The 12,336-nt window shown below is 73.0% G+C and carries 16 protein-coding genes; 12 read left to right on the top strand and 4 right to left on the bottom strand.

The genetic code is table 11. The features are described from left to right. The first annotated feature begins 4 nt into the window (after window positions 1–4). Genes ACRAKH_RS33525 through ACRAKH_RS33515 form a run of 3 tightly spaced genes read left to right on the top strand, consistent with a single transcriptional unit; the run spans window position 5 to window position 1,136 of the window. Window positions 5–382 (top strand): sterol carrier family protein, encoded by a 378-nt coding sequence (locus tag ACRAKH_RS33525; RefSeq protein WP_380724107.1) that lies wholly within the window; start codon window positions 5–7, stop codon window positions 380–382. Window positions 383–396: 14 nt separating this feature from the next. Then, on the top strand, window positions 397–738 hold the full coding sequence (locus ACRAKH_RS33520) for a hypothetical protein (protein WP_380724108.1): 342 nt from the start codon (window positions 397–399) through the stop codon (window positions 736–738). A gap of 53 nt (window positions 739–791) precedes the next feature. After that, complete coding sequence (locus ACRAKH_RS33515; RefSeq protein WP_380724109.1) at window positions 792–1,136, top strand: hypothetical protein; 345 nt, start codon at window positions 792–794, stop codon at window positions 1,134–1,136. 4 nt (window positions 1,137–1,140) lie between these two features. Here the strand turns inward: ACRAKH_RS33515 and ACRAKH_RS33510 are convergent, their stop codons facing one another. The 3 genes from ACRAKH_RS33510 to ACRAKH_RS33500 form a co-directional block, all read right to left on the bottom strand. After that, window positions 1,141–3,123, bottom strand: coding sequence for an alpha/beta hydrolase (locus ACRAKH_RS33510; protein ID WP_380724110.1), 1,983 nt, complete (start codon window positions 3,121–3,123; stop codon window positions 1,141–1,143). Then, complete coding sequence (locus tag ACRAKH_RS33505) at window positions 3,120–3,434, bottom strand: hypothetical protein (RefSeq protein WP_380724111.1); 315 nt, start codon at window positions 3,432–3,434, stop codon at window positions 3,120–3,122. Before ACRAKH_RS33505 ends, ACRAKH_RS33510 begins: the two co-directional genes overlap by 4 nt. A 120-nt stretch (window positions 3,435–3,554) precedes the next feature. Further along, window positions 3,555–3,734: a hypothetical protein gene (locus tag ACRAKH_RS33500; RefSeq protein WP_380724112.1), complete on the bottom strand. Its 180-nt coding sequence runs from the start codon at window positions 3,732–3,734 to the stop codon at window positions 3,555–3,557. A gap of 639 nt (window positions 3,735–4,373) precedes the next feature. Here ACRAKH_RS33500 and ACRAKH_RS33495 point away from each other — a divergent pair. The 8 genes from ACRAKH_RS33495 (at window position 4,374) to ACRAKH_RS33460 (ending at window position 10,904) form a co-directional block, all read left to right on the top strand. After that, complete coding sequence (locus ACRAKH_RS33495) at window positions 4,374–4,874, top strand: hypothetical protein (protein WP_380724113.1); 501 nt, start codon at window positions 4,374–4,376, stop codon at window positions 4,872–4,874. A 33-nt stretch (window positions 4,875–4,907) separates the two neighbouring features. After that, the gene (locus tag ACRAKH_RS33490; protein WP_380724114.1) at window positions 4,908–5,639 is read left to right on the top strand and encodes a maleylpyruvate isomerase N-terminal domain-containing protein; all 732 of its coding nucleotides are present in this window, start codon (window positions 4,908–4,910) and stop codon (window positions 5,637–5,639) included. A 102-nt stretch (window positions 5,640–5,741) separates the two neighbouring features. After that, complete coding sequence (purF, locus tag ACRAKH_RS33485; RefSeq protein ID WP_380724115.1) at window positions 5,742–7,274, top strand: amidophosphoribosyltransferase; 1,533 nt, start codon at window positions 5,742–5,744, stop codon at window positions 7,272–7,274. A 61-nt stretch (window positions 7,275–7,335) separates the two neighbouring features. After that, window positions 7,336–8,397 (top strand): phosphoribosylformylglycinamidine cyclo-ligase, encoded by a 1,062-nt coding sequence (gene purM / locus ACRAKH_RS33480; protein ID WP_380724116.1) that lies wholly within the window; start codon window positions 7,336–7,338, stop codon window positions 8,395–8,397. 75 nt (window positions 8,398–8,472) lie between these two features. Then, complete coding sequence (locus ACRAKH_RS33475; protein WP_380724117.1) at window positions 8,473–8,967, top strand: SigE family RNA polymerase sigma factor; 495 nt, start codon at window positions 8,473–8,475, stop codon at window positions 8,965–8,967. Next, window positions 8,964–9,812: a hypothetical protein gene (locus tag ACRAKH_RS33470; protein WP_380724118.1), complete on the top strand. Its 849-nt coding sequence runs from the start codon at window positions 8,964–8,966 to the stop codon at window positions 9,810–9,812. Before ACRAKH_RS33475 ends, ACRAKH_RS33470 begins: the two co-directional genes overlap by 4 nt. A gap of 10 nt (window positions 9,813–9,822) precedes the next feature. Then, window positions 9,823–10,251 carry an alternative ribosome rescue aminoacyl-tRNA hydrolase ArfB gene (arfB, locus tag ACRAKH_RS33465; RefSeq protein ID WP_380724119.1) on the top strand — a complete coding sequence of 143 codons (429 nt, stop codon included), beginning with the start codon at window positions 9,823–9,825 and terminating at the stop codon, window positions 10,249–10,251. Between the two features lie 11 nt (window positions 10,252–10,262). After that, the gene (locus ACRAKH_RS33460; protein ID WP_380724120.1) at window positions 10,263–10,904 is read left to right on the top strand and encodes a class I SAM-dependent methyltransferase; all 642 of its coding nucleotides are present in this window, start codon (window positions 10,263–10,265) and stop codon (window positions 10,902–10,904) included. 56 nt (window positions 10,905–10,960) lie between these two features. Here ACRAKH_RS33460 and ACRAKH_RS33455 read toward each other — a convergent pair whose 3' ends face one another. Then, the gene (locus tag ACRAKH_RS33455) at window positions 10,961–11,515 is read right to left on the bottom strand and encodes a TetR/AcrR family transcriptional regulator (protein ID WP_380724121.1); all 555 of its coding nucleotides are present in this window, start codon (window positions 11,513–11,515) and stop codon (window positions 10,961–10,963) included. Window positions 11,516–11,595: 80 nt separating this feature from the next. Between ACRAKH_RS33455 and ACRAKH_RS33450 the strand changes: the two genes are divergently transcribed. Then, window positions 11,596–12,336, top strand: coding sequence for an SDR family NAD(P)-dependent oxidoreductase (locus tag ACRAKH_RS33450; RefSeq protein ID WP_380724122.1), 741 nt, complete (start codon window positions 11,596–11,598; stop codon window positions 12,334–12,336).

The following is a 12,336-nucleotide window of genomic DNA, read 5'->3' as shown; positions in this document are numbered from 1 at the left end:
GCGGATGCCGTCGAAGCCCGTTGACCCCCAAGAGGTGCGTGCCGCGGTCGAGGCCGTGCTGCCCTGGCTCCGGGGCGGTTCCGACCAACCGGAACGCCCGGTCCTGGCCGCCGCCGTCCGCCTCAGCCTGAGGACGCTGGAACAGGTCGCTCCCGGTCGCAGCGTGGAGGTCCGCGTGCCGCCGTTCGCCGCCGTGCAGTGCGTGGCGGGCCCCCGCCACACCCGCGGCACGCCGCCGAACGTCATCGAGACGGACCCGCGCACGTGGCTGGAACTGGCCGTCGGCAACCTCGACTGGACCACCGCCGTAGCCACCGCCCGCGTGACCGCCTCCGGCAGCCGGGCCGATCTCTCAACCCTCCTCCCGGTCCTGCGCTTCTAGCTAAGCTCGGCCACGTGAAGGCGTTCAAGGCGTGCGTCGCCGTCGTCGCGGCGGGAGTCCTCCTCGCCGGGTGCGGCAGCGAGTGGGAGGAAGACGTCCGCTTCAAGGTCACCCGCATCACCCCCGAGCGCGAGGTGACGCCGGGCAACATGGCGCCGCCGCACGTCGTGCTCGCCCTGGACCAGGACGACCCCGACGGCCTCGTGCCGCTGACCACGGCCGGAGCCGACATCGACCAGTTCCCGGACGGGATCGAGGCCGGCGACGTGGTCGTCTGCAAGGTCCGGCAGGTCGAGGCCAACAACCTCGACGGGCTCGGCGCGGAGACGACCGTCGGTCCCTGCCGGGCCGCGTGACCAGGACTGCGAATCAGGACCTCGGATCTCCGCTTCTGGCTAAGCTCGGCCGTGTGAAGGCGTTCAAGGCGTGCGTCGCCGTCGTCGCGGTCGGAACCCTCGTCGTCGCGTGCGGAAGCAGCGAGTGGTCCGGGGACGTCCGGTTCAAGGTCACCGACATCAAGCCTGATGAAACCCTCGTCTCCGGTGCGACCTGGCCCGGCCGGGTCTCCCTCGACCTGGACCAGGAACAGCCCGACGGGGCCTCGCCGATCTCAGCGGCGTGGACGAGGCTCGACAAGGTGCCGGACGGAACCGCCGTCGGCGACGTGCTGGTCTGCACCGTGAACCAGCGCGATGACAGCAAACTCGACGACGCCGAGGCGGTTCAGGACATCGGACCGTGTCGGAAGGCGTGATCCGTCAGAACCACGAACCCACGGTGCTGTCCCACGCGTTGCCGACACCCTCCACCACGTCGCGGCCGACCTCCACCACGTCGCCGACACCGCCGACCACCACGTCGAGCGTGTCGCTGACGACTTCCTTGCCCGTGTTGACGAGCCCGGTGCCCGCGTCGGACCAGTTGCCGTTCCACGCGTCGCGACCGGCGTTGTAGAGCCCGGTCCCGGCGTCGACCGCCAAGTCCGCCGCGCCAACGGCGGTGCCACCGACGAAGTCCACGACCGGGCCGACCACCGGCAGGTGCGAACCCGGCAGGGACGGGCCGAGCGGGTTCTCGTCCCACTCCTGCTCGGTCACCGAGGCGCCGTCGCCGGTCGCGATCTTGGCGAGGTTCTGCACCGACTCGGAGCCGGGGTCGTAGTAGGCGGTGTGCGCCCCGCCGATCATGGCGGAATCCGTCGTCCCGAAGGTCTTCGCGCCGAAACGGTCGTCGTACGGGCCGACCGACGAACCGTCCTCGGTGAACCAATTCGAACTCGTGCCCTGCACGACGGGGTCGTGCTCGGTCGCGCCCACGTAGACGTGACCGGGACCCGCCGAGAGCTGGTTGACGTTCGACGCGCCGACGCCGGGCGAGCCGACGAACGCGATGTCGTCCGCCGCGAGGCCGTTCATGCCGGCGTAGCCGACCGTGGTGGAGCCGTAGGAGTGGCCGATCACGGTGAGGTGCTGGTGGTTGCCGGCGGCCTCGGCGGCGGCTCGGTAGCCGTTCACGTCGGCGACGAGGTTCGCGCCGCCCTCGCGGGCCTGTGCCGGGTTGTCGACCTCGCCGACCGCCCAGCCGGGCGCGTCGTAGCCGAGCCACTGGATGGTGGCGTTGCCGTCAGCACCCATCGCTTCGCGAAGGTTGGCTGCCTGCCCCACGGAGAAGCTGTCGAGGGTCGAGCCGGTACCGGGGACGGCGACCGCCAGGTTCTTCGCCGTGTCGGGGTCGCCGTACGCGATGGCCATGCCGCCGTCACCACGCGGGCCGTACGGGTCGTAGGCCAGCACCCTGACGTCGCTTTCGCTCCACCCCTTCTTGCCGGCGATCTCGCTCGCCTGGTCGACGCTCTTCTGCGCCTTCTCCGCGTTCTCGGCCTTGGTGGCGGCTTCCTGCCGCTGCTCGCTGAGCGACGCGTACTCGGCGTCGTTCATGAGCTTGGTCATGTCGGCGGAATTGCTCGGGTCGAGACCCAGCTCCCGCGCGCGCTCGGCCATCTGGGCGTTGAGCTGGTCGCGCTGCGCGCCGAAGCGCTGCATGTCGTCGGCGATCCGAGCGCGGTTGGCCTGGTCGAGGACGCCGGACGGCAGGCCGCGGAGTTGGCCGAGTTCCTGGAAGTTGCTGCGCAGGAGCTCGTCCTGCTGCTCCTTCGTCAGCGACTTCCACCAGGCGGCGACCTGGCGGGGGTCGGTGCCCGGCCCCGGCACGGTGGCGTTGGTGCGCATCGCGGCGACGGCGGTGCCCCACCCGGCGTCCTTGCCCGCAGTCTCCTCGAAGCCCGGCCGCACCTTGGTGAGCGCGGCGGCGTACGAGCGCAGGACGCGTTCGTAGCTCGTCTTGACGTTGTTCAGCTGCTCGTTGACGCGGTTGGCGAGGTCGCGGGTCTGGGCCTCGTCGAGCGCGGGCGAGCGGCCGCGCCAGAAGTCGATCAGCTGGTCGGCGCTGCCGCGCATCTGGCCGTACGCGCGGGAGGCGGCCTGGACGATGTCGGCGCCTGCCCCGAGCCGTTCACCGGCGACGGTCGCGGACTTGGCCGACAGGTCGGCGCGGGCGCCGAACTTGGCCGCCGAGTCGCCCTGCCAGGTGGACGTCGCCGTGCGGCCGCCGGTGGTGACGGACTCGCGGGCGCGGCCCACCGCGCTCATGGCGCCGGTGATGGGGTCGGCCGCGGCGGCGACGCGGCCGGCGTCACCCGCCGCGAGCCGGGCGTACAGGACCTCGGGGTCGGTGTAGCTCACGCCATGCCCCCCTCGATGCCGCGGAACGCGGTGTGCGAGTCCTCGTCGGCGCGCTGGTAGGCGTCGGCGTTCTCGGTGAGGCCGTCGCCGGCGTCGCGGTACCAGGCGCTTCCCCGGCGCAGGTCGTCCGACTGCTCCCCGGACCACCTGGCCAGCGCGTCGACGAACTCCGCCGCCGCGGGCACCTGCCCCAGCGCGTCGGCGTCCAGCCTGAGCATCGAGATCAGCTCAGCGCCGTCACCCGTCGCGTCCGCGCCCTCGTGGAACTGCTTGGACGCCGCGCGCAACGTCTCCGGTTGCACACCGAACACGATTCCCCACCCTTCGTGCCACCAGCCGCTGGGAATGCGACGCGCGATCATCATCCCCGGTTCCCCCGACCAGTGGGCCGACGAGGTGAAGTGACCTGCGGTCAAACGACGATCGCGAAATCACTCGAAGGTGATCTTGCGCACGTCGAACAAGCGTTCGACCATGAACGCATGACCTACATCGTGTCCGCGCTGGACCTCCGCGGCGTCCTCCTGCAAGCGCTGGGCCGAGGCGCGGTGGTGCTGGTGCTCCGCCTCCTGGCCTCCTTCAGCCGGCTCGCGGGTCCACGCCCGCGCCACCGCGCGAAATCGTCACTGCGAACCCGTTGGCAGCGTTGGCAAGCGCTCCTCGCCGGGCGTCCGCCCACCGCGCCGTCGGCCGGTCCGGACCGCCGGGCGAAACCTTCGCGCGCACCGCACCACCGGCCGCGGCCGGGGTGCCGGCCGCGCGGGCGCCCCGAGCCCGTCGCCGACGCCTGGCCGACCCGAGACTTCGACCTCGATCCGCCATTCGGGTCACCTGAGCCGTTGGCGGTGCCGCCGGCCGTGCCGGTCGAGGCGTGGCAGGACGTGGGCTGGGGGCCGGACGAGCCCGAGCCGCCGTCGGGTGCGTCGGGCGTGTCGGGCTCGTCGGCGGACGCGTGGGGCGGTGAGGGCCGGGGGTCGTCCGGGCGCGGGCCGCGCTTGGTCGCGTTGATCGACGTGTTGCGTGACGGCGGACGGGGGTCGGCTGGGTCCGGGCTGTGGTGGGGCGCGTCGGTCGATGCGTGGCGAGACGCGGGATGGGAGCGGTCCAAGCCGCGGCCTGTCGGATCGGCTGTCGCGTGGCCTGAGGCGACCTGGGCGTCGTGGGAGCCGGAGCCGGTTGAGCAGGCCGTCGGGTGGCCCTGGGAGGGCTCGGGTTCGGGTCGACCAGAGCCGGTCGCCGCGTGGAGTGACGTGGGCCGGGAGTGGGGCGAGGCTGACTCCGGTGTGCCGGTCGACCCGTGGGGAGACGCGGGCCGGGAGTCGGTGGGCGGGGAGTCGGTGGAGCGGGTGTCGGTGGGGCGCGAGTTCGTGGAGCCGGGCTTGCTGGGGCGCGAGTTCGTGGAGCCGGAGTTCGTGGGGTACGAGTTCGTGGAGCGTGAGTTCGTGGGGTACGAGGTGGAGCCGGAGTCGGTGGGGCGGCACGCGTTGCGCGAGGAGCCGGTGCGTCAGGCGGCGGACGAGGTGGGGTTCGCCGTGCCGGAGCGCGCGGTGGACCCGGCGCCGGTGCCTGTGCCGAAACACGCGGCGGCACGCGCACCGGAGCCCTTGCCGAAGCGCGTGCCCGCGCCGGTCCCAACGCCGGCCGAGATCGCCTGGATGGACCGGGCCGCCATCCTCGCCGGCGTCGAGATGGTGGACTCGTGGGAATTCCCGGCTTCCCGCGTCGGGGCGCACGCCCGTGCGGCACGATGACCGCACCGACGGACGCGACCGGGGAGGCTGCACGTGCCAGGAGGTTGGACCACCCAGCGGTGGACCGAGGTCTTCACCGCGCAGGCGGCGCTGTTCCGGGCGGCGGTCGGCAAGGCCGATCCCACCGCCAAGGTGCCGAGCTGCCCCGGCTGGACCTTCACCGAGCTGACCCTGCACGTCGGTCGGTTCCTGGAGACATCCCTGGAGTACCTCCGCACCGGCAGCACCGTGCAGCTGCGGCTGCCGCCACCGCCGGCGGACGTGGCGCCGTTGGAGTACCTGGACGCGCAGCTGGCCAAGGCGGCCGACCTGCTCCCCGCCATCCCCGGCAACCGGACCGCGTGGACGTTCTCGCCCGCCGCGCCCGACCTGGCCTGGGTGTGGCACCGGCGCATCGCGCACGAGCTCGACCTCCGCCGCTGGGACGCCCAGGCCGCCCTGCGTGAGCTCGTGGTGGGCGACGCCGACTTCGCCGTCGACGGCATCGACGAAGCGCTGACCACGCTCCTCGCCGCCAAGTACGCGACCGACGTGCCGCCGACCACCAAGGGCACCGCGCTCATCCAGCTCACCGACGTGCCCGAGGCGTGGGTGGTGACGTTCGCCCCCGGCGTGGTGCCGGAGGTGCGGGCCGCGTGGCCGGGTGAGGAGACCGACCTCCAGATCACCGGGGAGGCGCAGATCGTCCACTACGGGTTGTGGGGCCGTCTTCCGCTCAAGCGAACCGGCGACGACCAGGTCTGGCACGCCCTGAAGCTCGACTGAGGGTGCGTTTGGTCACGTGACGGGGGTCCGCAGGGGGGTGGTTGCACCCCCATGCGCCTTACACTCGACGGTGCAGCCCGACCTCGTCGCTAGGGAGCACTGGTGGTCACCGACCAATCCGCATCCGGCCGCACTGACCACGAACCACAAGAGGAGCGCGAACCCCGCGAGGAATGCGGTGTGTTCGGCGTCTGGGCACCCGGCGAAGAAGTGGCCAAGCTCACCTACTTCGGCCTGTACGCCCTCCAGCACCGCGGCCAGGAGGCGGCGGGCATCTCGGTCGGCGACGGCAGCCAGGTGGTGGTCTTCAAGGACCTCGGCCTGGTCAGCCAGGTGTTCGACGAGCAGGTGCTCCAGTCGCTGCGCGGCCACGTCGCCGTCGGCCACTGCCGCTACTCCACCACGGGCTCCACGACGTGGGAGAACGCGCAGCCGACGTTCCGCACCACGGCCACCGGCTCGGGCCTGTCCCTCGGCCACAACGGCAACCTGGTGAACACCGCCGAGCTGATGGCCCGCGCCCGCGACCTGGGCGTCGACACCAGCCACGGCGCCACCACCGACTCCGACCTGGTGTGCGGGCTGCTGGCGGCGCAGGCCGCCGACATCGGCATCGAGCAGGCGGCGATGCAGCTGCTGCCGACGCTGCGCGGCGCGTTCTGCCTCACGTTCTCCGACGAGTCGACCCTCTACGCGGCACGTGACCCGCAGGGCGTGCGGCCGCTGGTGCTGGGCCGGCTCGAACGCGGCTGGGTCGTCGCCAGCGAGACGGCGGCGCTGGACATCGTCGGCGCGTCGTTCGTCCGCGAGGTCGAGCCGGGCGAGCTGATCGCGATCGACGAGAACGGCCTGCGGTCCAGCCGGTTCGCGAACCCCGAGCCCAAGGGCTGCATCTTCGAGTACGTCTACCTGGCCCGCCCGGACACCACGATCGCGGGCCGCTCGGTGCACGCGACGCGGGTGGAGATCGGCCGCCGCCTCGCCGCGGAGCACCCGGTGGAGGCCGACCTGGTCATCCCGGTGCCGGAGTCCGGCACGCCGGCCGCCATCGGCTACGCCCAGGCCAGCGGCATCCCGTACGGCTCGGGCCTGGTCAAGAACGCGTACGTGGGCCGCACGTTCATCCAGCCGTCGCAGACGATCCGCCAGCTGGGCATCCGGCTGAAGCTGAACCCGCTGCGCGAGGTCATCCGCGGCAAGCGCCTGGTCGTGGTGGACGACTCGATCGTCCGCGGCAACACGCAGCGCGCCCTGGTGCGGATGCTGCGCGAGGCCGGCGCGGTCGAGGTGCACGTGCGGATCGCGTCGCCGCCGGTGAAGTGGCCGTGCTTCTACGGCATCGACTTCGCCTCCCGCGCGGAGCTCGTGGCGAACGGCCTGGACATCGACGGCATCCGCCGCTCGGTCGGCGCGGACTCGCTGGGTTACGTCTCGCTGGAGGAGCTGGTCGCGGCCAGCGAGCAGCCGAAGACGCGCCTGTGCTGCGCCTGCTTCGACGGCGACTACCCGATCCCGCTGCCCGACGACGCGCTGATCGGCAAGCACCTGCTCGAGGGGATTCGGGGCGTCGCGGGCTCGGCCGCTCCCGTCCTGACGAACGGGTACGGTGCCGAGGACGCCCTGCAACGGCCCTGAGCGCCGCCAAGCCGGGCGTGCGCCCGGAAACCAGATGCCCTGAAAGTTGGAGCACAGAGACGTGACGGACAGCGCCAAGGCGACCTACGCCGCAGCTGGGGTAAGCATCGAAGCCGGCGACGAGGCGGTGGAGAAGCTCAAGCCGTGGGCGGCGAAGGCGCAGCGTCCCGAAGTGCTCGGCGGCATCGGCGGCTTCGCGGGGCTGTTCCAGCTGAAGCTGGACCGCTGGAAGGAGCCGGTGCTGGCGGCGTCGACGGACGGCGTCGGCACCAAGATCGCGGTCGCGCAGGCGATGGACAAGCACGACACGGTCGGCATCGACCTGGTCGCGATGGTCGTGGACGACCTCGTGGTGTGCGGTGCGGAACCGCTGTTCATGCAGGACTACATCGCCATCGGCCAGGTCGTCCCGGACAAGATCGCGGCCCTGGTGAAGGGCATCTCCGAGGGCTGCGTGCTGGCGGGCTGCGCGCTGCTGGGCGGCGAGACCGCCGAGCACCCCGGCCTGATGGGCGCGAACGACTACGACATCTCCGGCACGGGCGTCGGCGTGGTCGAGGCGTCGGCCATGCTCGGCCCGGACCGGGTGCGCGCGGGTGACGTCGTGATCGCCATGGGCTCGTCCGGCCTGCACTCGAACGGGTACTCCTTGGCGCGGCACGTGCTGCTGGACATCGCCCGGATGCCGCTGGAAGGCCACGTCGAGGAGTTCGGCCGCACGCTCGGCGAGGAGCTGCTGGAGCCGACCCGGATCTACGCGAAGGACTGCCTGGCGCTGGCCGCCGAGGCCGAGGTCCGCACGTTCGCGCACGTCACCGGTGGTGGCCTGGCCGCGAACCTCGCGCGCGTGCTGCCCGAGGGCCTGCGCGCCGAGCTGAACCGGGGCACCTGGACGCCCGCTCCCGTGTTCGCCCTGATCGCCCAGCGCGGTCGGGTGGAGCGCGAGGAGATGGAGAAGACGTTCAACATGGGCATCGGCATGGTGGCCGTGGTGGCGCCGGAGGACGTGGACCGCGCGCTCGCCGTGCTCACCGCCCGCCACGTCCCGGCGTGGGTGCTCGGTGACGTCGTGCGCTCCGACGAGCCCGGCGCCGTCCTGGCGGGCGACCACCCGCGCTTCTAGTCCCCGCGCCGAGAACTCGGAGGCAACCTCCGGCGGTCGCCGCGCCGTACTAAGCGGCGACCGAGGAGGGGCCGAGTGGAACGCGATCGCGAGTTCGGTGAGTACGTCGACGCCCGCGCGCTGGTGATGCGCAGGACGGCGTACCTGCTGTGCGGTGACTGGCACCGCGCCGAAGACCTGGTGCAGACCGCGCTGACCAAGTTGTACGTCGCCTGGCCGCGCGTGCGCCGCGACGGCGCGATCGACGCCTACGCGCGCAAGGTGCTGGTGCGCACCGCGATCGACGAGTCGCGACGCGGGTTCCGCAGCCGGGAGACGGTGGTCGACGCGGTGCCGGACACCCCGGTGTCCGGTGCGGCGCCCGCCGACCTCGACGTGCGCCGGGCGCTGGCGCGCCTGCCGCTGGGGCAGCGCACCGTCGTGGTGCTCCGCTACTGGGAGGACCTCAGCGTCACCGAGACCGCTCGGCTCCTCGGCCGGACCGAGGGCACCGTGAAGAGCCAGGCGGCGAAAGGCCTCGCCGCGCTGCGCGAACTTCTCGGTCGCCACGTCTTCGAGGAGCAGCGATGACCGACATCAAGCAGACCCTGGCGACGGCGTTCGAGGACGAGCCGCCGCTGACCATCGACCGGGCGGCGATCCTGAGGTCCGGCCGCCGCAAGGCGATCTTCCGCCGCGGGTGCACGGGGGCGGCCGTGCTGGCCACCGTCGCGGCCGTGTGCGTGCCGGCCATGCTCGGGTCGGGAGGGGGAGGCGGTGTCGCCCAGGTCGGGGCCGGGGGGTCTTCGACCACGGCGCCGGTCGGGAGCAGCGCCCCGGCGAGCAGCACCGCGGCGACCGGCTCGACCCCCTCGTCCGCGACCGGCGGCCCGTCCACCACGGGGGTGACCACCCCGCCGGACCGGACGTCGTTCCAGCCCGAGCCGCCGCCGAAGCCCACGTCACCGCGGCGTGCGGCCGAGCTGACGTCGCTGCTGGCGTCGTCCGGCGTGATCCCGGCGGACGCCCGGTCCGCGCGGTACGCCGACTACCCGGCGGGCCCGTGGGAGTTCGCCGCCGACGCGGCCGGGTACGAGGCGATCGCCGACGTCACGACCGCCGCCGGCCGCGGCCGCGTGATGGTCAACCTCGGCGGTGGCGAGGGGCCGCGGTGCGACCCGGGGCTGAACACGGCGAAGTCGACGTGCGAGCTGAAGGTGGTCGACGGGCAGCCCGTGGTGGTGCTGGCGCAGACCAGCGACGACCTGCACCCCGTCACGCTGGTCTCGGCCTCGCTGCGGAAGGCGGACGGCACCGTCGTCGAGGTGAGCGCCATGAACGGCAACGTCGAGAAGACCGGCCTCACGGGTCCGAACCCGCCGCTGACGGTCGAGCAGCTGGTAAAGATCGCGACGTTGCCCGGCCTGACCTTCTAACCTGGACGGCGTGGCCGAGGACTTGGTGGTGACGAGGACGCTGGTGGTGCCGGCGGCCGAGTTGCGCGAGCGCTTCTCCCGGTCCTCCGGTCCCGGCGGCCAGGGCGTGAACACGGCGGACAGCCGGGTCGAGCTGAGCTTCGACCTGGCTGCCTCGCCGTCCGTGCCGGAGTTCCTGCGCGCCCGCATGCTCGCCCGGCTGGAGAAGCGCCTGGTCGACGGCGTGGTCACGGTGACCGCGAGCGAGCACCGCGCCCAGCTCCAGAACCGCATGGCGGCCCGCGAGCGGCTGGCCCGCATGCTGCGTGACGCGGCCGCCGCCCCACCGCCGGTGCGGCGCAAGACGAAGCCGACCAAGGGCTCGCAGGAACGTCGGATCGCGGAGAAGAAGCGCCGCGCCCAGACGAAGAACGGCCGGCGCGGCGGCGGTTGGGACTAGGGTTCCGGGGCGTGACCGAGCCGGACTTCCTCACCACGACCCGCACCTCGTACGACACCGTCGCGGTGGACTACGCCGACCTGGCGCGCGACATGCTCGCCGACAACCCGGCGGACCGGGCGGTGCTGGGGCTGTTCGCCGAGCTGGTGGACGGCCCGGTCGCGGACGTGGGCTGCGGTCCCGGCCGCATCACCGGTCACCTGCACGGGCTCGGCGTCGACGCGTTCGGGATCGACCTGTCGCCCGGCATGGTCGACGTCGCCCGCCGCGAGTTCCCCGGCCTGCGGTTCGAGGTGGGGTCGATGCTCGACCTCGACCTGCCGGACGCCTCGCTCGGCGGCGCGCTGGGCTGGTACTCGGTGATCCACGTGCCGTGGGACCTGCACCCGGCGGTGTTCGCCGAGTTCCACCGCGTGCTCGCGCCCGGCGGGCTGCTGCTGCTGGCGTTCCACGTCGGTGACGACGTGCGGCGGTTCGAGCACGGCTACGGGCACGACATCCTGTTGGACTCCTTCCGGATGCGGCCGGAGCGGCTGCTGGAGCAGTTGGCCGACACCGGGTTCGAGCCGCACACCCGAGTGGACCGGCAGCCGATCCAGGACGAGAAGGCGCCGCAGGGCTACCTGATCGTCCGCAAGCCCGCCGCGGCCTGACCCGCCCCGCCCCGACCTGGCCTGACCCGCCCGGCCTGACGCGCCCCCGGCCCGGCCTACGCCGGCAGCAGGCCCGCGAGCAGGGCGTCCAGCCCGGCCTTGATCGCCGCCGGGTCCAGACCCCGGTGCGAGACGAGGTTCGCGGCCAGCGGGGAGAGCAGGGCGTCGGCGGCGAACGCGGCGTCGACGTCGGGGCGCGCCTGCGCGATCAACAGGGTCAGGTGCCGGTGGTGGGCGTCGTAGGCGCCGCCGAACCGGGCGAACGGACCGGCGGTCTCCGCCATGAGCAGCAGGTCGAGCTGGGCGGTGGTGCGGTCGACCAGCGCGTGCAGGAACGCGCGGACGCGGTCGGCGGGCGGCGCGCCGGGGCCGACCGGCGGCGGGCCGGACAGGAACGCGGCCTGGAACTCGCGCTCGGAGGCGTCGATGAGCGCGTGCGCGAGGCCCGCCCGGTCGCCGAAGCGCCGGTAGAGCGTGCCGACGCCGACCCCGGACGCGGCGGCGACCTCGGCCATCGCCAGGCCCTCGATACCGCGTTCGGCGACGATCTCGGCGGCGGCGGCCAGGATCTTCGCCCGGTTCTTGGCGGCGTCGGCCCGCTCCCGCGTCACCCGGGCAGCCTAGCGCCTCGACATCCGGAACCGATTCCGCTTAAGCTGAAGCGGAACTCGTTCCGGATGCTGGAGGCGACATGGGGGAACTCGACGGCAGGACCGCTCTGGTCACGGGCGGCAGCCGGGGGATCGGGGCGGCGATCGCCACGCGGCTGGCTCGCGAGGGCGCGAACGTCGTGATCACGTACGCCCGGGCGGAGGACCGGGCGCACGAGGTGGTCGAGCGGGCGCGGGCGCTCGGCGTCGGCGCGCTGGCGGTCCGGGCCGAGGCGACCGACATCGACGCGCTGCGGGACGCCGTGGCGCGCACCGTCGCCGCGTTCGGCGGCGTGGACGTCTTGGTCAACAACGCGGGCGTCGTCGCGCACGGGCCGGTCGAGGACGTGTCGCCGGACGAGGTCGACCGGGTCCTGTCGATCCACGCCCGCGCCGCATTCCTGCTGGTCCAGGCCGTGCTGCCGCACCTGGCGCCCGGCGGCCGGATCGTCAACATCGGCAGCAGCCTGGCCGAACGCGTGCCGTACCCAGGGTGGGCGCTGTACGCGATGAGCAAGTCGGCGCTGATCGGGCTGACGAAGGGCCTGGCCCGCGACCTCGGCCCGCGCGGCATCACGGTCAACCTCGTGCACCCCGGCTCGACCGACACGGAGATGAACCCGGCCTCCGGGCCGGACGCCGACGCCGAACGCGCCTACACCGCGCTCGGCCGGTACTGCGACCCCGAGGACGTCGCCGCGACCGTGGCGCACCTGGTCGGTCCCGGCGGGCGCAACGTCACCGGCGCGTCCTTCCTGGTCGACGCGGGGGCGGTGGCGTAG

Source organism: Saccharothrix hoggarensis, assembly GCF_052936025.1.
This window is presented reverse-complemented; position numbering and strand designations above follow the sequence as displayed.